This is a genomic window from Mesorhizobium sp. M0030 (genome assembly GCF_040323695.1).
Taxonomy (GTDB): domain Bacteria; phylum Pseudomonadota; class Alphaproteobacteria; order Rhizobiales; family Rhizobiaceae; genus Mesorhizobium.
The window spans coordinates 1-18748 of record NZ_JAMYVE010000030.1; the positions used below are offsets into that span (position 1 = coordinate 1).

General features: G+C 63.5%; 16 protein-coding genes. 8 read left to right on the forward strand and 8 right to left on the reverse strand.

Annotation, left to right across the window (positions count from 1 at the left end; genetic code table 11):
- Positions 1-280: 280 nt before the first annotated feature.
- Entirely contained in the window at positions 281-991 is a 711-nt protein-coding gene (locus NKJ80_RS30810) for an RlmE family RNA methyltransferase (RefSeq protein WP_352498929.1), read from the forward strand.
- A gap of 216 nt (positions 992-1207) precedes the next feature.
- Here the strand turns inward: NKJ80_RS30810 and NKJ80_RS30815 are convergent, their stop codons facing one another.
- Positions 1208-2629 (reverse strand): MFS transporter, encoded by a 1422-nt coding sequence (locus tag NKJ80_RS30815; RefSeq protein WP_023816215.1) that lies wholly within the window; start codon positions 2627-2629, stop codon positions 1208-1210.
- 109 nt (positions 2630-2738) lie between these two features.
- Positions 2739-2939, reverse strand: a complete 201-nt coding sequence (locus tag NKJ80_RS30820) for a hypothetical protein (RefSeq protein WP_031198005.1) — start codon at positions 2937-2939, stop codon at positions 2739-2741.
- A gap of 56 nt (positions 2940-2995) precedes the next feature.
- Here NKJ80_RS30820 and guaB point away from each other — a divergent pair, with 56 nt between their 5' ends.
- The 3 genes from guaB to NKJ80_RS30835 are packed head-to-tail and all read left to right on the forward strand — an operon-like array spanning position 2996 to position 5529.
- Positions 2996-4498, forward strand: a complete 1503-nt coding sequence (guaB, locus tag NKJ80_RS30825; protein ID WP_023742866.1) for an IMP dehydrogenase — start codon at positions 2996-2998, stop codon at positions 4496-4498.
- Between the two features lie 19 nt (positions 4499-4517).
- Positions 4518-5087 carry a hypothetical protein gene (locus NKJ80_RS30830; RefSeq protein ID WP_050587175.1) on the forward strand — a complete coding sequence of 190 codons (570 nt, stop codon included), beginning with the start codon at positions 4518-4520 and terminating at the stop codon, positions 5085-5087.
- Between the two features lie 22 nt (positions 5088-5109).
- A complete protein-coding gene (locus tag NKJ80_RS30835; RefSeq protein WP_023673032.1) occupies positions 5110-5529 on the forward strand; it encodes an MAPEG family protein in 420 nt (139 codons plus the stop codon).
- 63 nt (positions 5530-5592) lie between these two features.
- Here the strand turns inward: NKJ80_RS30835 and rnd are convergent, their stop codons facing one another.
- The 3 genes from rnd to NKJ80_RS30850 all read right to left on the reverse strand — a co-directional run bounded on the left by rnd (position 5593) and on the right by NKJ80_RS30850 (position 9374).
- Positions 5593-6744, reverse strand: a complete 1152-nt coding sequence (gene rnd, locus NKJ80_RS30840; RefSeq protein ID WP_023682426.1) for a ribonuclease D — start codon at positions 6742-6744, stop codon at positions 5593-5595.
- A gap of 75 nt (positions 6745-6819) precedes the next feature.
- The gene (locus NKJ80_RS30845; RefSeq protein WP_023689528.1) at positions 6820-8064 is read right to left on the reverse strand and encodes an MFS transporter; all 1245 of its coding nucleotides are present in this window, start codon (positions 8062-8064) and stop codon (positions 6820-6822) included.
- Positions 8065-8168: 104 nt separating this feature from the next.
- Entirely contained in the window at positions 8169-9374 is a 1206-nt protein-coding gene (locus NKJ80_RS30850) for an MFS transporter (protein WP_023734159.1), read from the reverse strand.
- Positions 9375-9486: 112 nt separating this feature from the next.
- Here NKJ80_RS30850 and NKJ80_RS30855 point away from each other — a divergent pair, with 112 nt between their 5' ends.
- Positions 9487-10245: a DeoR/GlpR family DNA-binding transcription regulator gene (locus tag NKJ80_RS30855; protein ID WP_023708788.1), complete on the forward strand. Its 759-nt coding sequence runs from the start codon at positions 9487-9489 to the stop codon at positions 10243-10245.
- Positions 10246-10286: 41 nt separating this feature from the next.
- Here the strand turns inward: NKJ80_RS30855 and NKJ80_RS30860 are convergent, their stop codons facing one another.
- Positions 10287-11168 (reverse strand): DMT family transporter, encoded by an 882-nt coding sequence (locus NKJ80_RS30860; protein WP_352498930.1) that lies wholly within the window; start codon positions 11166-11168, stop codon positions 10287-10289.
- Positions 11169-11262: 94 nt separating this feature from the next.
- On the opposite strand from NKJ80_RS30860, the gene NKJ80_RS30865 reads away from it, so the two are divergent.
- The gene (locus NKJ80_RS30865; protein ID WP_081727421.1) at positions 11263-12123 is read left to right on the forward strand and encodes a LysR family transcriptional regulator; all 861 of its coding nucleotides are present in this window, start codon (positions 11263-11265) and stop codon (positions 12121-12123) included.
- A 27-nt stretch (positions 12124-12150) separates the two neighbouring features.
- On the opposite strand, the gene NKJ80_RS30870 is transcribed toward NKJ80_RS30865, so the two are convergent.
- On the reverse strand, positions 12151-12570 hold the full coding sequence (locus NKJ80_RS30870; RefSeq protein WP_023700568.1) for a hypothetical protein: 420 nt from the start codon (positions 12568-12570) through the stop codon (positions 12151-12153).
- 220 nt (positions 12571-12790) lie between these two features.
- Between NKJ80_RS30870 and aspS the strand changes: the two genes are divergently transcribed.
- Complete coding sequence (gene aspS / locus NKJ80_RS30875) at positions 12791-14578, forward strand: aspartate--tRNA ligase (protein WP_023823278.1); 1788 nt, start codon at positions 12791-12793, stop codon at positions 14576-14578.
- A 230-nt stretch (positions 14579-14808) separates the two neighbouring features.
- Here the strand turns inward: aspS and NKJ80_RS30880 are convergent, their stop codons facing one another.
- Entirely contained in the window at positions 14809-15999 is a 1191-nt protein-coding gene (locus tag NKJ80_RS30880; protein WP_023734156.1) for an aq_1923 C-terminal domain, read from the reverse strand.
- 403 nt (positions 16000-16402) lie between these two features.
- Between NKJ80_RS30880 and parC the strand changes: the two genes are divergently transcribed.
- Positions 16403-18655, forward strand: a complete 2253-nt coding sequence (parC, locus tag NKJ80_RS30885; RefSeq protein WP_023694915.1) for a DNA topoisomerase IV subunit A — start codon at positions 16403-16405, stop codon at positions 18653-18655.
- The last annotated feature ends 93 nt before the right edge of the window (positions 18656-18748 follow it).

Genomic DNA, 18748 nt, shown 5'->3' on the forward strand with positions numbered 1-18748 from the left:
TCCTGGCCAACGTGGGGGCGCGCCGCTCATGCAGCCCTTTTGGTGGGGGGCCCGCGCCCCCCCCCCCCTGCCGCCCTCCGCCCCCCACCTCTCCCCCGATCGACGGGGTAGAGGAAGGGCGCGAACTTATGCAGACCGGCGCCTTTCCTCTCCCTCCGGAGGGGGGAGAGGTGGCGCCGCGAAGCGGCGACGGAGTGGGGGAAGCCCTTCGCGAAACGCGAAGCCGCCGAAAAACGGCGGCAACTCGGCCAGCGCAAAAACTCAAACAAGAAATAACGTCATGACCAAGAAGCCGGAAAAGCCGGGCTCCGCCAGCATTCGTGTCCTCAAGACGCGGATCAAGAAGAAGAGCGGCCTGAAGGAATCGTCGCGCCGCTGGCTGCAGCGCCACATCAATGATCCCTATGTCCAGCGCTCCAAGGCCGACGGCTATCGCTCGCGCGCGGCCTACAAGCTGATCGAGATCGATGACAAGCATCATCTGCTGAAACCCGGCATGAAGGTCATCGATCTCGGTGCGGCCCCCGGCGGCTGGTGCCAGGTGGCGGCCGCGAGGACGAAATCGACGGCTGATAATCCACATGTCATCGGTATCGACTATCTCGAAATGGATGCGGTGCCGGGTGCGCCGGTGCTGCGGATGGATTTCCTCGACCCGGAAGCGCCGCAAAAGCTCGCCGAGGCGCTGGGCGGCGACCCCGATATCGTGTTGTCCGACATGGCCGCGCCGACCACCGGCCACAAGCGAACCGACCACATCCGCACCATGCATCTGTGCGAGGTGGCCGCCGATTTCGCGCTGTCGGTGCTGAAGCCGGGCGGGCACTTTTTGGCCAAGACGTTTCAAGGCGGCGCCGAAAACGAGCTGCTGTCGATGCTCAAGAAGAACTTCCGCTCGGTGCACCACGTGAAGCCGCCGGCGTCGCGGGATGAGTCGGTGGAACTGTATTTGCTGGCGAAGGATTTTAAGGGCAGAGACGGCACGGCGTGAAAGACGCTTCGTAGCGGTCCGTCCCTCTGTCCTGCCGGACATCTCGCCCGCAAGGGGGGAGATTGGCAGCTGCGACCGTCTCGCCATTCCTTCAAAGTTGCAAGATTGGCGAAAGCCGCGTGATATCCGATCTCCCCCCTTGCGGGGGAGATGGCCGGCAGGCCAGAGGGGGGTGTGAAGGATCGCCGACGTCGACGATTTTCGTCGCGCCGCCCCTTACTTCCCAGCCGTGCTCACCGGCTCCAGCGTCTTCGGCGTCGTCAGCCGGCCGTGGCCCGACACCGCATTGCCGGCATCCGGTGCCAGCCGCATGAACGATACCGACGCCGCCGCTGACACTGCCGCCACGATGAAGAAGGCAATGTGGAAATCGCCGAGCATCAGCGGGCCGCCATGGATCGAGGTCGAGACTTCCAGGATGCCGCCGGCCAGCGCCACGCCGAGCGCGATCGACAACTGCTGGAACACCGCCGTGATCGGCGTTGCCTTGCTGGTGTCTTCAGCCGTCACCTCGGCATAGGAGAGCGCGTTGACGCCGGTGAAGAACATCGAGCGGATAAACCCGCCGACCAGCAATATCGCCAGCATCAGCGCGTAAGGCGTCTCCGGCGTGAACAGGCCGTAGATGGCGATCGATGCGGCCGCGATCAGCGAGCCCCAGATCAGCACCCGGCGGAAGCCGGCGAGCCGGAAGATCAGCGCGGTGACGAACTTCATGCCGATGGCGCCGATGGCCGAGACGAAGGTGATCATGCCCGACTGGAACGGCGTCAGCCCGAAGCCGATCTGGAACATCAGGGGCAACAGGAACGGCACCGCGCCGATGCCGATGCGAAACAGCGAGCCGCCGAGCACCGAGGAGCGGAACACCTGGTTGCGGAACAGTTCCAGCGCCAGCAGCGGGTTCTTGGCGCGCCGCGCATGCAGCAGATAGAGCACGCCGGAAATCAGCCCGACCGCCACGGTGATGAGGCCGGTCGCCGGCGGCAGATAGGGCAGGCTGACCACCGACAGGCCGAAGACGACGCCGGAGGCCGCCAGCCCGCTCAGCACGAAACCGACGAAATCGAGCGGCGGCGTCTCCATCGAGTCGGTTTGCGGCAGGAAGCGCGTCGCCAGCCAGATGCCGATCAGGCCGATCGGCACGTTGATCAGAAAGATCCAGTGCCAGGTGAAATAGGTGGTGATGAAGCCGCCGATCGGTGGTCCCACAAGCGGGCCGACCAGCGCCGGCACCGTGAGCCACGACATGGCGGCAACCAGCTCGCTCTTCGGCGTCGCGCGCACCAGCACCAGGCGGCCGACCGGCGTCATCATGGCGCCGCCTATGCCTTGCAGGAAGCGCGAGACGACGAAGGCCGGCAGTGAATTGGAGATGGCGCAGCAGACCGAGCCGACGATGAACACGCCGATCGCGGCGCGAAAAATGGTCTTGGCGCCAAACCGGTCGGCCATCCAGCCGCTGATCGGAATGAAGATGGCCAGCGACACCAGATAGGCGGTCAGCGCCAGCTTGAGCGCGATCGGGCTGGTGTGGATGTCGACGGCGATCGCCGGCAGCGATGTCGCAATGACGGTCGAATCCATGTTTTCCATGAACAAGGCGACCGCCAGAATGAGCGGAATGATGCGGTTCAACGAACGCGTCCGAACTGGCCAAAAATTGCGTGCCGACCAATCCAGGCAATGAAAAGGCGGGGCAAGCGATACGAACCGGCGGTTATCACGCCTCATGCGCGATGTCGCATTAATTTGCTGTCACTTTTGTGCGACCGCGCGCGGACAAGAGGCGTTGCTGCGTTTCTGCACAAAGGATGAAACTGGCGAAAATCGACCCTCTCCTGGGCAGGTCCGCCGAATAGGAGATGACCGGCTTTTCATCGGCGCCGCGACGTGTTACCAGCCAGCGCCAATCCTGAAAGGGAAGAAACGAGTCGGCGCTGTCCATTTCGGTCCAGCGCTTTTTTGTATTCTCCCAGCGCTTTTCGTATCCGAGGACTGGCCATGGCAAAAATCATCGAAACGTCCACCGGCGCGCTGGCGCTGACCTTTGACGACGTGCTGTTGCAGCCCGGTCATTCCGAGGTCATGCCCGGTGAGACCGACATCCGCACCCGCATCGCCACCGACATCGACCTCAACGTGCCGATCCTGTCGGCCGCCATGGACACCGTCACCGAGGCGCGGCTCGCCATCGCCATGGCGCAGGCCGGCGGCATCGGCGTCATCCACCGCAATTTCTCGCCGGCCGAACAGGCCGAGCAGGTGCGTCAGGTCAAGAAGTTCGAATCGGGCATGGTCATCAATCCGGTCACCATCGGCCCCGACGCCACGCTCGCGGACGCGCTGGCGCTGATGCGCACCTATTCCATCTCGGGCATTCCGGTGGTCGAGAATGGCGGCAGCGGCGGCCAGAAGATCGGCCGCCTGGTCGGCATCCTGACCAACCGCGACGTGCGCTTCGCCTCCGATCCGGGGCAGAAAGTCTACGAATTGATGACCCGTGAGAACCTGATCACGGTCAAGGAGAATGTCGACCAGGACGAGGCCAAGCGGCTGCTGCACCAGCACCGCATCGAAAAGCTCGTCGTCGTGGACAAGTCCGGCAATTGCGTCGGCCTGATCACCGTCAAGGACATCGAGAAGTCGCAGCTCAACCCGCACGCCACCAAGGATGCGCAGGGGCGCCTGCGGGCGGCGGCCGCCACCAGCGTCGGCGATGACGGCTTCGAGCGCGCCGAGCGGTTGATCGATGCCGGTGTCGACCTCCTGGTCATCGACACCGCGCATGGCCATTCGCAGCGCGTGCTCGATGCGGTGACGCGGGCCAAGAAGCTTTCCAATTCCGTCCGCATCCTGGCCGGCAACGTCGCCACCGCCGAAGGCACGCAGGCGCTGATCGACGCCGGCGCCGATGCCGTCAAGGTCGGCATCGGCCCGGGCTCGATCTGCACCACGCGCATCGTCGCCGGCGTCGGCGTGCCGCAGCTTTCGGCGATCATGTCGGCGGTCGAGACGGCGCATAGATCAGGCGTGTCGGTCATCGCCGACGGCGGCATCAAATATTCGGGTGACCTGGCCAAGGCGCTTGCCGCGGGCGCCAGTGCGGCCATGATCGGTTCGCTGCTGGCCGGCACCGACGAAAGCCCGGGCGAGGTCTATCTGCATCAGGGCCGCTCCTTCAAGGCCTATCGCGGCATGGGCTCTGTCGGCGCCATGGCGCGCGGCTCGGCCGATCGCTACTTCCAGGCCGAGGTTCGCGACACGCTGAAACTGGTCCCGGAAGGCATTGAAGGGCAGGTGCCCTACAAGGGACCTGTGTCTGGCGTGCTGCACCAGCTTGCGGGCGGGCTAAAAGCCGCTATGGGTTATGTCGGTGGCCGCGACCTTGCCGATTTTCGCGAACGCGCCACCTTTGTGCGCATATCCAACGCCGGACTTCGTGAAAGCCACGCCCATGACGTCACGATTACCCGCGAAAGCCCGAACTATCCTGGCGGAGCCTGACCGGCAGCCAGAGCGGTACATGCTCTGGCGCCACCAGGCGACGATCGTGCTGCGGCTGGCGCGCCATGCCGGCGCGCTGTGCTTTGCCGCCGCGGCGGTTTTCATCATCATGACGCTGCTGGAATTCTTCTATTTCCGCCGGCTGAGCGGTGGCCTGCCGTCGCTCGACGTGCGCCTTGGCGGGTTCACGCCCGATGAGGGCATGGCCTGGCTGACGGCACTCGGCCGACGCGGCAGCGAGATCATCCTGGTCTGGCACTATTTGACTTTCGACCTTCTCTTCCCGGCGCTGCTGTCGCTGACCATGGTCAGCCTGATCCTGGCAACGGGGCGGCGGCTGAAGAATTTTCGTGCCATGCCGGTGCAGCTTCAGGCGCTGTTCGCGCTGGTCATCGTGCTGCCCTACACATGCGCCGACTACGCCCAGAACATTGCGGTGGCGCGGCTCTTGTCCGATGCGCTGTCGGCCAACCCGGATTCTCTGTCTTTGGCCTCGTCGCTGATCGTCACCAAATTCGCGCTGCTGGCGATCCCCGTCATCGTCATCGCGTTTTTGATCCTTGCCGCCCAGCGGCGTCCACAGGCATGAACGACAGAGCAGGGGCAACGCCATGAGCCAGACCGCGATTTTCTGGCCGATGCTGGCGCAGGTGTTGCTCGTCTATATCGTCTATGTCGTGATGGGCCGGCGCCGCTACGGCGCGGTCAAATCGGGCGAGGCCAAGGTCGGTCAATACAAGGTGCGCACGACCGAGCCCGGGTCGAGCGTCACGGTTGCCAACAATCTCATCAACCAGTTTGAACTGCCGGTGCTGTTCTATGTGCTGTGCCTGGCGCTGCACGCGACCAATGGCGTCAATTATCTGACCCTGGCCTTGATGTGGATTTTCGTGATTTCCCGCTATGGCCACGCCTGGGTCCACCTCACCAGCAACAATCTGCGGTTTCGCAGCCGCGCCTTCTACGTCGGCGCGATCATTCTCTTGCTGGCATGGATCTGGTTCGCGCTACACCTGCTCGGAGCGGTGTAGGGCAGTTGTTTACCCTCCCCCTTGTGGGGAGGGTCGCTCCGCGCAGCGGAGCGGGGTGGGGGTCTACAAATCGAACACCGCGATCTTGCGCTTGTCGAACTTGATGCCGATTTCGCCGCGCACCAGCTTCAGTGCGGCTTCGCCGAACACGGCGCGTCGCCAGCCCTGCAGGGCCGGCACGTCGGCATCCTCGCCCTCGGCGGCGATGCGGTCGATGTCGTCGCTGGACGCCAGCACTTTCGAGGCGACGCCTTCCTTCTCGGCGACGATCCGCAACAGAACCTTCAGCAGCTCGGAGGCGGCATTGGAGCCCTCGGGCGGCTGAAAGCTCTTGGGCAGCTTCGGCATCTCTTCGCGGGGCAAAGCGAGCGCCGTGTTGACCGCGCCAAGCAATGCGGTAGCCGTCGACGAACGCTCCCAGCCTTTCGGCGTCGTGCGCAGCTTGCCCAACGCTGCCGCATCGCGCGGCGCCTGCTGGGCGACCTCGTATATGGCGTCATCCTTGAGCACCCGGCCGCGCGGCACGTCACGCTCGCGCGCCTCACGTTCGCGCCATGCCGCCACCGTCTGCACGATCGCCAGCTCCTGCGGCTTGCGCAGCCGCATCTTCAGCCGCTTCCAGGCATCCTCGGGGTGCGGATCGTAGGTCTCGCGCGAAGTCAGCACCTCCATTTCCTCGTTCAGCCAATGGGCGCGGTTTTCCCGCTCCAGTTCGGCGCTGAGGTGCTTGTAGACGTCGATCAGATGGGTGACGTCGGCCAGCGCATAATCGAGCTGCTTGTCCGACAGCGGCCGGTGGCGCCAGTCGGTGAAACGCGAGGATTTGTCGAGCCGTGCGCCGGTGATGCGCTGCACCAGCTGATCGTAGGAGACGCTGTCGCCGAAGCCGCAGACCATGGCCGCGACCTGGGTGTCGAACACCGGATGCGGCACCAGATCGCCGAGATGGACGATGATTTCAATGTCCTGGCGCGCGGCATGGAAAACCTTGACCACCGCTTCATTGGCCATCAGCCGGAAGAATGGGGCGAGGTTGATGTCGGGCGCCAGCGGGTCGATCAGCGCGGTGACGCCTGGCGCCGCCATCTGGATCAGGCACAGAATCGGCCAGAATGTCGTTTCGCGGATGAATTCGGTGTCGACGGTGACGAAATCCGACTTTTCAAAAGCGGCGAGAACGGACTCGAGCTCATTTTGGGTGGTGATGACGTGCATCAAATCGCTTTTTAGTAACGGGTAAGGTTCTCTTTCAATTTCAGCCATGGGCGCTTTCGTCAAGCCGCCCTTCGGTCAAGTATCAGCCGATCCGTCGGAATCGCCATTCCTGCGCGCCAGCCGCGCGAAGACGGTTGATGTGCGCAGCAGCGCCGTGAAGCGGCTGCGCTTGCCCGCCGGCACGCTGCCGCGCACCTGCATGCGGTAGAGAATGACGGCGATGAGGGTGGCGTAGACGACTGCGCTGAAGACAAACAGGGCGCCCGGTCCGAAATGTTGCATCACTGCGGACGCCGCGAAGGGGCCACCAATGGCGCCGAAGGAATAGAACAGCATCAAGGCGGCGTTGATCAGCACGAACTCGCCCTTGTCGGCGCGGTCGTTGGAATGCGCCGCCGACAGCGAATAGAGCGGCATGGCGAAGCTGCCGAAGATGAAGACGATGATCAAATTGAGGGTCGGATCGGCGCCGGCGACGAAGACCAGCGCCAGCGCCGCGAACATGGCGCCGCATGTCGTGGCCAAAAGCACCGCGCGCCGATCCCAGCGGTCGGAGAGGTAGCCCAGCGGATACTGGATGAGGGCGCCGCCGAAGATGCCGACGCTGACGAAGGTGACGACATCGGCCACCGACATGCCGATCTGCTCGGCATAGACCGGCGACAGCGTGCGGAACGCGCTGTTGGTGACGCCGACGCAGATGCAGCCGAAGCAGCCGAGCGGCGAAATCCGCCAGACGCGGGCGAGATCGAGCTTGACGTCTTCCGGCGGCGTCGGGTTGGAGCGGTCGCCGAGCGACACCGGAACCAGCGACAGCGTGATCATCATCGACATGATGGCGAAGATGGCAAAGCCGCCGGGGCCGAAGATCGGGATCAGGAACTGCGCGCCGGTTACCGAGCCGATATCGACCATGCGGTAGATGGCGAGCACGCGCGCACGATCCTTGTTTTCGACGCCGGAGTTCAGCCAGGCTTCCATGACGGTGAACAGACCGGCAAAGCAGAAACCGCCGGCAAAGCGCACCGCGCACCACATCACCGGATCGATGATCAGCACCAGGAGCAGCGTGCTGGCCGCGGCGATGGCGGCGAGCGCTGAAAACGTCCGGACATGGCCGACTGCCTTGAGGATGCGGGTGACTGCGAGGCAACCAAGCAGGAAGCCGGCGAAATAGAACGTGCCCATCAGGCCGATGTCGGAGGCCGAAAACCCTTCCTGCGCGCCGCGCAACGCGATCAGCGTGCCCTGCAGCCCGTTGCCGCCAAGCAGGATGCCGGCGGCGATGAGGAGCGGGATCAGCGGGCGGATGGAGGACATACGGAACCGTTGCTTAGGTGGCTCCACAGTTCTGAACCATCGGTGTGGCCAATGCCAGTGGCTTGTCCCGCCGCCAACAGGTGTGTGGCTTCAAGTGCGGCCGTTCAAGCTCCGTCGGCCCTCGCCAAAGCTTCGCTCGCCGGCGCAGGCTTGCCCCGGGCAGCCCTTCGGCCAAGCGAGCCGGCGGTCAGCAGGCTGAGCATGATGAACGGGATGCCGATACCGAAGGCCGAGCGGATGCCCCAATGGTCGGAGACGAAACCGAGCAGCGGCGGGCCGAGCAGGAAGGCGACGAAGGAAATCTGCGACAGCGCCGCGACATTGATCGTCGCGGAGCGGTCCGTCCGCTGGGCTGCCGCCGAGATCGCCAGCGGAAAGAGCACGCTGCTGCCGATGCCAAGTAGCGCAAAGCCCAGCATCGATACGAGCGGGGCAGGCGAGAAGAAGACGAGCAGCACGCCCACCGCCATCGTCGCCAGCAGCACCCGCGCCACGACGCTCGGCGAGTGGCGGTCGACAAAGGAGTCGGCAAAGAAGCGCGTGCTCGCTTGCGAGAATGCAAACAGCGCCACGGTGAAGCCGGCGACGAAAGGGCCCGCATCGAACACGGTGCGCATGTAGATTGCCGACCAGTCGATGCTGGCGCCTTCCATCAGCATCGCCGACAGTGTCACCGCGACGAGGACGAGGATCGGCAGCGTCGGCCGCGCCAGCCTTGGCGCCGTCTCGTCATTGCCAGCGAAGCGGCTCGGCGCCGGTTCGTAACCGCCGAGAAACAGCGCGATTCCTGTCGCCACCATCGGTACGACAATCGCCAGGTGCAGTTGCGGCGAAATGCCGAGATGCGCAAGCGCGGCGCCGAACAGGCCGGCGCCGAAAAAGCCGATGCTCCAGAACGAATGCGCCCGGTTCATGATCCGGCGCTTGAGCAGGAATTCGGTTCTATCGGCCTCGACATTGAGAATGATCTCGACGCTGCCGATCATCAGGCCGACCGGAAACAGCATCAGGAACAGCGCAAGCGGCCCAGGCGCATGCACGGCAATGGCAAAGACAACCGACAAAAGCGGCACCAGCCCGAGCAGCGCGCGGCGGAAGCCGATGCGCTCCAGGATCGGCGCCGCCAGCGTCAGCGCGGTCAAGGTGCCGATCGGCGTCCCGATCAGGCTTAGCCCGAGCGTGCCGTCCCCGATGCCCATGGCGTGCTTGATGTCGGGCAGCCGCGGGAAGATTTGGCCCATGGCGAACGAATAGATCGCAAAGCCGGCGTAGACCCGGTGTTGCGGAGCGAGGCGGAGGCCAAAGGTCATGACGATGCTTTCGGGGAAGAGAGTCGACGGTTGTCACTGTTTGATATGCCTACATCTTGCACAAACATGCAAATCGTGCAAGAACGTGCATGGAAAAAAACAGGATCATGCAATGCTGACCGATGAGCGGCATCAAATTATTCGCGATCGCCTGGCCGTCGAGGGAAGGGTGCTGGCCGGCGAGCTGGCAGGCCGCTTCGGCGTTTCGGAAGACACGGTTCGGCGCGACCTCAGGGAGTTGGCCAAGGCCGGGCAGTGCCGCCGCGTCTATGGCGGCGCGGTCGCGGCCGCACCCTTCGCGGCCACGCCGGTCGGCCTGCGCGCCGGCCATGCGGTCGAAGAAAAGACGCGGCTGGCCCGCGCGACCGCGGCACTGCTTTCGCGCGGACAGACCCTGTTCATCGACAGCGGCTCGACCAATGCCGCGGTCGCCAGGGCCATCCCGCGCGACATCGATCTGACCGTCGCCACCAATTCGCTCGAAATTGCCTCCGTCCTGTCAGACCACGCTTTGGTCGAACTGATTGTGCTGGGCGGGCGGTTCGACCGCCATCTCGGCGCCTGCGTCGGCGCCGACACGCTTGCCGCTGTCGCGCAACTTGGCGCGGACCTGTTTGTTCTCGGATCCTGCGGCCTCGATGCGTCGCGCGGCGTCACGGCCTTCGATTCGGCTGAGGCCGAGGTAAAGCGGGCCATGGCCAAGAACAGCGCAGGCATCGTCATCGCTGTAACCAACGACAAGCTGGCCACAGCCGCACCCTACCGGGTCGCCAGGCCAGAGGCGATCCGCCATCTCGTGGTCGAAAAGACCGCGCCGGCCGCGATCCTCGCCGACTTCGAGCGCCAGGGCGCTGAAATCCACTTCGCTTGAAGTAGCGCCGTGCGCGGGCTGTTCACGCAAGAGGCTGACCGTCACAGGCCGAATCTTCTGGTGGCTCCCGATGCGATTGCTATTCCAGTCAGCACCGCCACGAGCCCGACAAGCAGGTTCGCGCCGACCTGTTCGCCCAGGACGACGACGGCGAAGATCGACGCCGTCACCGGATTGACCGCGACCGAGACGGCAACCAGTGTCGGCGCGGCGCGCCCGAGCGCGAACCCCCACAGGAAGAAAATGAAGGCACCGCAGACGATGGCGAGATATCCGCTCGCGATCCATTGCGGTGCATTGAGCGTCGCAAGCCGCGCCAGGCCGCCGTTCGAGGCGGCAATCACCGACAGGCAGATGGCCCCCACGCCCATGCCGAACGCCACGAACGGGATCGGCTTGGTGCGCGACAGGAATGGTCGTGACCAGACGCTGTAGAGCGCCATGCAGAACGCCGCCGCGACCATGATGAGGTCGCCGCGCCATGCGCCTGCGGGAGCAGTCGCCAGGCTGGTGCCGAGCGCGACGGCCACCCCCGCCGTGGCGATCAGGACGCCGACGATCTTGCGCATGGTAGGCGGCTCGATCCGCAGAACCGCGCCGGCAAGCATGGTGAGCAGCGGCAGTGTCGAAAGCGCCAGCGCACCGCGCGCCGCCGTGGTGTAGACAAGGGCGCCATTGAAGAGCACCGAAAACAGCCCGAAGAACAGCAGGCCCAGGGCGCCGGCGCCAAGCCAGTCGCTCTTCGCAGGCCATTTGTCCCGCCGCCAGAGCGCCACTGCGGCCAGAACCAGAAAGCCGCCGCTGAACCGCACCGCGCCGATGGTAATCGGATCGAGCGTACCGGCGAGATATCGGGTTGCGCCGACAGCGGTGCCGCCAAGAGCGCTGGAAAGAATCGCCGCCAGCACGCCCAGAATTTCCATTCTTGTCCCAACCTGGCCAGTTCGGCGCCAGCGATATCGGGCAGGCGGGTCGAAAGGAATCGAATAAGTGCAATGAGTTTGATAATGCTTGGCTATGAACACCCTGGATCCCGAACTGCTGCGCGCCTTCATCGTCGTTGCCGACCGGCTCTCGTTCACGCGCGCCGCCGAACAGCTCAATCGAACGCAGGCAGCCGTCAGCCTGCAGGTGAAGCGCCTTGAGGAACGCCTCGACACCGCGCTTTTTCGCCGCTCGACCGCTCGAGTTGAACTGACCGCGGCCGGGGAGGGGTTTTTGACCGATGCCCGCCGTATCCTTGCCCTCAACGAGCAGGCGATAGCACGCGTTTCCAATCAGCGTGTGGCCGGGCACGTTCGCATCGGGGTGATGGAAGACTATGGCACCAAAATCCTGCCAAGCCTGCTTGCCGATATTGCCCAGCGATTTCCGCTCGTGCAGGTCGACATGGAGATCGGTCTCACCGCCTTGCTGCTCAAACGCCTCGGCTCATCTTTCGACGCCGTCATCGCCATGCACCCGGAAGGTACCTCCGAGGGCGATCTGATATGCCGCGAGCGTGCGATCTGGGCGGCCGCCTCCACCCGTGCCGTCGAAGAGCTCGATCCGCTGCCCGTCGCGCTGTCCTATCCCGATTGCCTGTTTCGCGCCTGGGCCATCGAGGCGCTCGACAAAGCCGGCCGTCCCTGGCGGTTGGCCTATGTCAGCCCGAGCCTGGCTGCTACGGAAGCAATCGTCGGGCAGGGCCTCGCGATCACCGTGGTCAAAGGCAGCATGCTGGCGCCGGGCCTGCGCGGTATCAATCCCGGCCGTTATGTGCCGCCATTGCCGGGGGCGGAGATACGCCTTCATCGCGCCGCAACGTCCTCCGCCAGCGCTTCATTGGTCATCGATCATCTTGCACAACGCCTCCAGCAGTCGGCTTTGGGCTCCTAGGCGGGGAGCCAGCTTAAAAGCAATCGTTCAAACCGTGCTGGAATTCGGCGCTTTCCTCGACGCAGCGTGTACGATGAACGCTTCAATATCTTCCTTCGAATAGCCAAGAAGAGTGCCTTCAAGCCTCGCCAGATCATTCGATGTGAAGATGTTGAAGGCCTCTCCGCTGCGGCACATCCGGGAGATCAACAAGCTCAGTTTGCAGCGCCATTCCTCTGTCGGCAGGCAGTAGCGGCGATCTTCCACGGACGTTTCTGGATCAAAGTGGGTGAACTTCAGGATGCGGCCTTGGTCGACAAACGGTGCAAAGCCCGCATCGCCAATATCTTCGGCGTCCACACCCGGCTCCGTCCCGAACAGGGCCATTGGCTTGTCGCCCTGAAGCATCAGTTCCAACTCGCGGCCATTGTGTGGCCCGACGCCCGGTGGAACTGTACGTTTTGGCATAAAGCATCTCCAGATTGCTTGAGGACGGCACTGTTGCGGGGAACATTTCTGGCGGCAAGCGCCAAGCCTGGCAAAGACTTCATGCTGACTAGCGGATAGAGAGACGACCCAAACCCGACTCGCCTTGACAAATCAGGCCTCCCATGCGCTTTTCGCGCAAATTTTGGACCGGGCTTTGAGCTCGGCCCACAACCCAGCACCCCGGACTTTTGACATGACAATGCATCGTTACCGCAGCCACACCTGTGCCCAGTTGAGAAAGAGCGATGTCGGCTCTTCCGTCCGCCTGTCGGGCTGGGTGCATCGCGTGCGTGACCATGGCGGCCTGCTGTTCATCGATCTGCGTGACCATTACGGCTTGACCCAGATCGTCGCCGATCCGGATTCGCCCGCCTTCAAGGTCGCCGAGACGCTGCGTGGCGAATGGGTGATCCGCGTCGACGGCGAGGTCAAGGCGCGCCTGCCGGACACCACCAACGCCAACTTGCCGACCGGCGAGATCGAAATCTTTGCCCGCGAGGTCGAGGTGCTGTCGGCAGCCAAGGAATTGCCGCTGCCGGTGTTCGGCGAGCCGGACTATCCCGAAGACATCCGCCTGAAGTATCGCTTCCTCGACCTGCGCCGCGAGACGCTGCACAGGAACATCGTGGCGCGCACCAAGATCATCGCTGAGATGCGCAAGCGCATGACCGATGTCGGCTTCACCGAGTTCTCGACGCCGATCCTGACGGCTTCCTCGCCGGAAGGCGCACGCGACTTCCTGGTGCCGTCGCGCATCCATCCCGGCACCTTCTACGCGCTGCCGCAGGCGCCGCAGCAGTACAAGCAGCTGATCATGGTTTCGGGCTTCGACCGCTATTTCCAGATCGCGCCCTGCTTCCGCGACGAGGACCCGCGCGCCGACCGCCTGCCCGGCGAATTCTACCAGCTCGACCTCGAGATGAGCTTCGTCGAGCAGGACGACGTGCTGTCGACCATGGAACCGGTGATGCGGGGCGTCTTCGAGACTTTCGCCAACGGCAAGCCGGTGACGCAGACATTCCAGCGCATCCCGTACGATGTCGCGATGCGCAAATACGGCTCCGACAAGCCGGACCTGCGCAACCCGATCGAGATGCAGGCCGTCTCCGACCATTTCCACGATTCCGGCTTCAAGGTCTTCGCCAACATCCTGGCCAACGATCCGAAGGCCGAAGTGTGGGGCATTCCGGCCAAGACCGGCGGCAGCCGCGCCTTCTGCGACCGCATGAACTCGTGGGCGCAGGGCGAGGGCCAGCCGGGACTGGGTTACATCTTCTGGCGCAAGGAAGGCGACAAGCTTGAAGGCGCCGGTCCGCTGGCCAAGAACATCGGCGAGGAGCGCACCGAGGCGATCCGCCAGCAGCTCGGCCTTGCCGATGGCGACGCCGCCTTCTTCGTCGCCGGCGATCCGAAGAAGTTCGTCGCCTTCGCCGGTGCCGCGCGTACGCGTGCCGGCGAAGAACTGAACCTTGTCGACCGCGAGCGCTTCGAATTGTGCTGGATCGTCGACTTCCCGTTCTTCGAATGGAGCGAGGAGGAGAAGAAGATCGACTTCGCCCACAACCCGTTCTCGATGCCGCAAGGCGGTATCGACGCGCTCAACGGCGACGACCTGCTCGGCATCAAGGCCTTCCAGTACGACATGGTCTGCAACGGCTTCGAGATCGCCTCTGGCGGTATCCGCAACCATTTACCGGAAACCATGGTCAAGGCGTTCGAGACGGTTGGCCTCGACCGCGCCACGGTGGAAGAACGCTTTGGTGGCCTCTACCGCGCCTTCCAGTATGGCGCCCCGCCGCATGGCGGCATGGCGGCCGGCGTCGACCGTGTCGTCATGCTGCTGGTCGGCGCCAAGAACCTGCGAGAGATCACCATGTTCCCGATGAACCAGCAGGCCTACGATTTGTTGATGAACGCGCCTTCGGAAGCCTCGCCGCAGCAGTTGCGTGATCTGTCGCTGCGTGTCGCGGCAGTGAAGAAGGACTGACAGCAGCGTTGCAGCTGCCCTTTCTCCCCGTCTCTATACGGGGAGAAATGTCCGGCAGGACAATGAGGGGCAGCACGCATGCAGGCGATTGGCGAACGGCCTTAGCAGTTGGCGCCTTCTGACAATCGGTTCAGCATCGAACTACAATTTGCACGCGTTGGCGCCGCCCCTCATCTGCCTGCCGGCACCTTCTCCCCGTATAGTGACGGGGAGAAGGGAGCGAACTTCGATCAGTCTTCGTTGGCCTTGACGTGGACGCCCAGCGTCTTGGTCAGGTCGGCCGGGTTGGACATGGCGCCGGCCATGATCAGCGCGAACGGCACCGCTGCCGGCGGCTCGGCCGAAATCTCGAGGCTCTTCGGATCGTCGAGGTACTTGCTCACCGCGGCCGTCACTTCGGCGGTCAGTTCGGGATTGTTGAGCTGCGCCATGCCGAACGGCACGATCGCCTTGGCCTGGTTGGCGATGTCCTTGCCCGACATGCCCTGCTGCTTGCCGACATATTCAAGCACCTTGCCGGTCAGCGAATCGTCGTCGAAGCGGATCGAGGCGCTGTTGAAGGAAAGCTGCTGCAAAAGGCCGAGCAGGGCCATGCCTTGCGCCGAATTGTCGGCGCCTTCGGGCTGCGCCGCCATCTTTTTCTGCATCTCCTGCAGCGACTTGACGAAGTCGACCGTGTAGCCGCCGAGGCCGAAGGTCATGCCGAGCGTGCCGGCATTCTCGACCGAGATATCGTATTTCGACAGGTCCATCTTGCCGTCGCTCGGCTGCCAGGTGCCGCCGATCTCGATATTGCCCGTTATGTTCTGGTAGCCGAGGGCCTCGATGGCTTCCTTGGACTTCGCATCGTCGACCAGGGTCAGGTCGGCGTTGAACTTTTCCGTGGTGGCGGAAAACTCCATCGCCTTGCCGTCGGCCGGCGGCGTGATCTGGACAGCAAGCCCATCCACCGAGAAGGCGGTCTTGTCGGCAACCTTGACCGTCAGGTTTTCGAGTTCGGCCGACTTGTAGATCATCATCGAGCCGAGCGGGCCTGTAGCGCCCTCGGCCGGGATGTTGGCGTCGTGGATGACGAAGGGGGTGAGGTTGAGCGTGACGCCGTCCTTGCTGTGCTCGAAGGCCGAAGTCGTGATGGTGGCGACATCGAAGCCGCCATTGGCTTCGGTCACGCCCTCGAGCTTGACGTCGCCGATCGGCAGCGCCTCCTTTTCGGCCGCCGGTTTGACCGACACGCCCTGCAGCACCATGCTGGAATTGTCGCCGGTAACGCCGGTCCAGGTGATATCGACGCCCTGGACGGCAAGTGCGGCCTTCAGTCGGTCGGCAACCGCCGTGTCTTGCGCAAAGGCGGCATTCAGCGGCAGCGTCAGCAAAAAGGTCGAAAAAGCAAGTTTCTTGAGTGTCGAACGTTGGATTGTCATCGCGAGTTCCCTGAGAGAGTCCTGAAAAAGTGTTTTCTCAATTCTACGCCATCACTATTCCGTGACGAACTGGACGGGAAAAAGGCGCTTTCCCGCAGAGTTGTCGAAAATCACGGCGAAAGGCAAATCGGAGCGGGAGCCTTCGCTCGATGCGGTGAATATGTCATGAAGGTCGGGCTCCCCTGCGTACCGTCTCCTGCCTTAGAGAGGGCGTGTAACAGATTGATGTTGGTTGGCAACAGCGCTGCTACCGGTGCTGTTGCACAGGGACGGCAAGCTGGAACATGAAGTTCGTCACATCCATCGTCGGACCTTGAGCCGCCCTCGTAAGCCAAAGGCTGCAAAGTGCGGATTTCCGCAGCCCCGCCTTGCCGCGAATCACCCGCTCGGCTAGTCCAGCCGCATGGGAAAAAGGATTTTGCCGCCTGAAAATGGCGGCGGTGACCACATCGAACCGGTGGATCTGAAGAAGGCGCTGGAAGAGCGCTATCTCGCCTATGCGCTGTCGACCATCATGCACCGGGCGCTGCCTGACGTGCGCGACGGGCTGAAGCCTGTGCATCGTCGCATCATGCATGCCATGCGACTGCTCAGGCTCAACCCCGACCAGGGCTTTGCCAAATGCGCCCGCATTGTCGGCGACGTGATGGGCAAGTTCCATCCGCACGGCGACCAGTCGATCTACGACGCGCTGGTGCGCCTGGCGCAGGATTTCTCCATGCGCTATCCCCTCGTCGACGGGCAGGGCAATTTCGGCAATATCGACGGCGATAACGCCGCCGCCATGCGCTATACCGAGGCGCGCATGACCGAGGTGGCGAGCGATTTGCTTGCCGGCATCACCGAGGACGCCGTCGATTTCCGGCCAACCTACAATGAGGAGGACGAGGAGCCCGTAGTGCTTCCCGGCGCCTTCCCGAATCTGCTCGCCAACGGTTCCTCCGGCATTGCGGTCGGCATGGCCACGTCCATCCCGCCGCACAATGCCGCCGAGCTTTGCAACGCAGCGCTGCAGTTGATCGAGCAGCCGGACGCGCCGGTGACAAAGCTGATGGAGTTCGTCCAGGGGCCGGATTTCCCGACCGGCGGCATCATCGTCGACAGCCGCGCATCCATCCTGGAGGCCTATGAGACCGGCCGCGGCGGTTTTCGCGTGCGCGCCAAATGGGGCCAGGAGGATCAGGGCAGGGGCACCTGGAGCATCGTCGTCACCGAAATCCCCTACGGCATCCAGAAGGCCAGGCTGATCGAGAAGATCGCCGAGCTTTTGATCGCGCGCAAATTGCCGCTGCTTGAGGATGTCAGGGATGAAAGCGCCGAGGACGTCCGCATTGTGCTCGTACCGAAGAGCCGTTCGGTCGATCCCGGCATTCTGATGGAATCGCTGTTCAAGCTGACCGAGCTCGAAAGCCGATTTCCCCTCAACATGAACGTTTTGTCGCGCGGCAAGGTGCCTAACGTCCTGTCGCTGAAGGGCGTGCTGAAGGAGTGGCTCGACCATCGGCGCGATGTGCTGATCCGCCGCTCGAAGCATCGGCTTGGCGAGATCGAGAAGCGGCTGGAAATCCTTGCCGGCTACCTGATCGCCTATCTCAACATCGACGAGGTCATCAGGATCATCCGCGAGGAGGATGAGCCCAAGCAGGTGATGATGGCCCGTTGGTCGCTCACCGACACCCAGGCCGAAGCCATCCTCAACATGCGGCTGCGGGCCTTGCGCAAGCTGGAAGAGTTCGAGATCCGCAAGGAGTTCGACGGTCTCACCACCGAGAAGAAGCAGATCGAGGCATTGCTCGCATCCGACGCCAAGCAATGGTCGACGATCAAATGGGAAGTCACGCAGGTTCGCGACAAGTTCGGCCCCGAGACCGAACTCGGCAAGCGCCGCACCCAGTTCGCCGACGCGCCGGAGCATGATCTGACCGACATTGCGCACGCCATGATCGAGCGCGAGCCGGTCACCGTGGTGGTCTCGGAAAAGGGCTGGCTGCGGGCGATGAAAGGCCATCTGGCCGACCATTCCACGCTCACCTTCAAGGAAGGCGACAGCCTCAAGCTCGCCTTCCATGCCCAGACCACCGACAAGATCCTGGTCTTCACCACCGGCGGAAAATTCTACACCATCGGCGCCGACCGGCTGCCGGGCGGCCGCGGCCATGGCGAACCGATCCGCATCATCGTCGACATGGACAACGACCAGGACATCGTCACCGCCTTCGTCCACGACCCGAAGCGCAAGCTGCTGCTCGTCTCCTACGATGCCAATGGTTTCGTCGTGCCGGAGGAGGAGGTCGTCGCCAACACCCGAAAGGGCAAGCAGGTGATGAACGTCAAGGCGCCCGACGAGGCCAAGGCCTGCGTCCCCGTGTCAGGCGATCATCTCGCCATTGTCGGCGAGAACCGCAAGATGCTGGTGTTTGCGCTCTCCGAAATTCCGGAGATGGGCCGCGGCAAGGGCGTTCGCCTGCAGAAATACAAGGATGGCGGTCTGCTCGACCTGAAACCCTTCACGCTGGCGAGCGGCCTGTCGTGGCAGGATTCCGCAGACCGCACCTTCGTCAGGTCGCGCGAGGAGCTGGCGGAATGGATCGGCGCGAGAGCGTCGGCCGGTCGCATGGTGCCGAAGGGATTCCCGCGGACCGGGAAATTTGGTTGAAGCTGCTGATCTCCCCCACAAGGGGGGAGATTGGCAGCTTCACCAACCATTTGGACTATCGTCACGATTGCGGCACTATAACAGTGCATAAAC

Coding starts and splice junctions, on each gene's coding strand:
- parC (WP_023694915.1), top strand. CDS start 16,403: ATGGGAAAAAGGATTTTGCCGCCTGAAAATGGCGGCGGTGACCACATC.
- NKJ80_RS30850 (WP_023734159.1), bottom strand. CDS start 9,374: ATGACCTTTGGCCTCCGCCTCGCTCCGCAACACCGGGTCTACGCCGGC.
- NKJ80_RS30865 (WP_081727421.1), top strand. CDS start 11,263: ATGAACACCCTGGATCCCGAACTGCTGCGCGCCTTCATCGTCGTTGCC.
- NKJ80_RS30870 (WP_023700568.1), bottom strand. CDS start 12,570: ATGCCAAAACGTACAGTTCCACCGGGCGTCGGGCCACACAATGGCCGC.
- guaB (WP_023742866.1), top strand. CDS start 2,996: ATGGCAAAAATCATCGAAACGTCCACCGGCGCGCTGGCGCTGACCTTT.
- NKJ80_RS30880 (WP_023734156.1), bottom strand. CDS start 15,999: ATGACAATCCAACGTTCGACACTCAAGAAACTTGCTTTTTCGACCTTT.
- aspS (WP_023823278.1), top strand. CDS start 12,791: ATGCATCGTTACCGCAGCCACACCTGTGCCCAGTTGAGAAAGAGCGAT.
- rnd (WP_023682426.1), bottom strand. CDS start 6,744: ATGCACGTCATCACCACCCAAAATGAGCTCGAGTCCGTTCTCGCCGCT.
- NKJ80_RS30860 (WP_352498930.1), bottom strand. CDS start 11,168: ATGGAAATTCTGGGCGTGCTGGCGGCGATTCTTTCCAGCGCTCTTGGC.
- NKJ80_RS30855 (WP_023708788.1), top strand. CDS start 9,487: ATGCTGACCGATGAGCGGCATCAAATTATTCGCGATCGCCTGGCCGTC.
- NKJ80_RS30830 (WP_050587175.1), top strand. CDS start 4,518: ATGCTCTGGCGCCACCAGGCGACGATCGTGCTGCGGCTGGCGCGCCAT.
- NKJ80_RS30835 (WP_023673032.1), top strand. CDS start 5,110: ATGAGCCAGACCGCGATTTTCTGGCCGATGCTGGCGCAGGTGTTGCTC.
- NKJ80_RS30810 (WP_352498929.1), top strand. CDS start 281: ATGACCAAGAAGCCGGAAAAGCCGGGCTCCGCCAGCATTCGTGTCCTC.
- NKJ80_RS30845 (WP_023689528.1), bottom strand. CDS start 8,064: ATGTCCTCCATCCGCCCGCTGATCCCGCTCCTCATCGCCGCCGGCATC.
- NKJ80_RS30820 (WP_031198005.1), bottom strand. CDS start 2,939: ATGGACAGCGCCGACTCGTTTCTTCCCTTTCAGGATTGGCGCTGGCTG.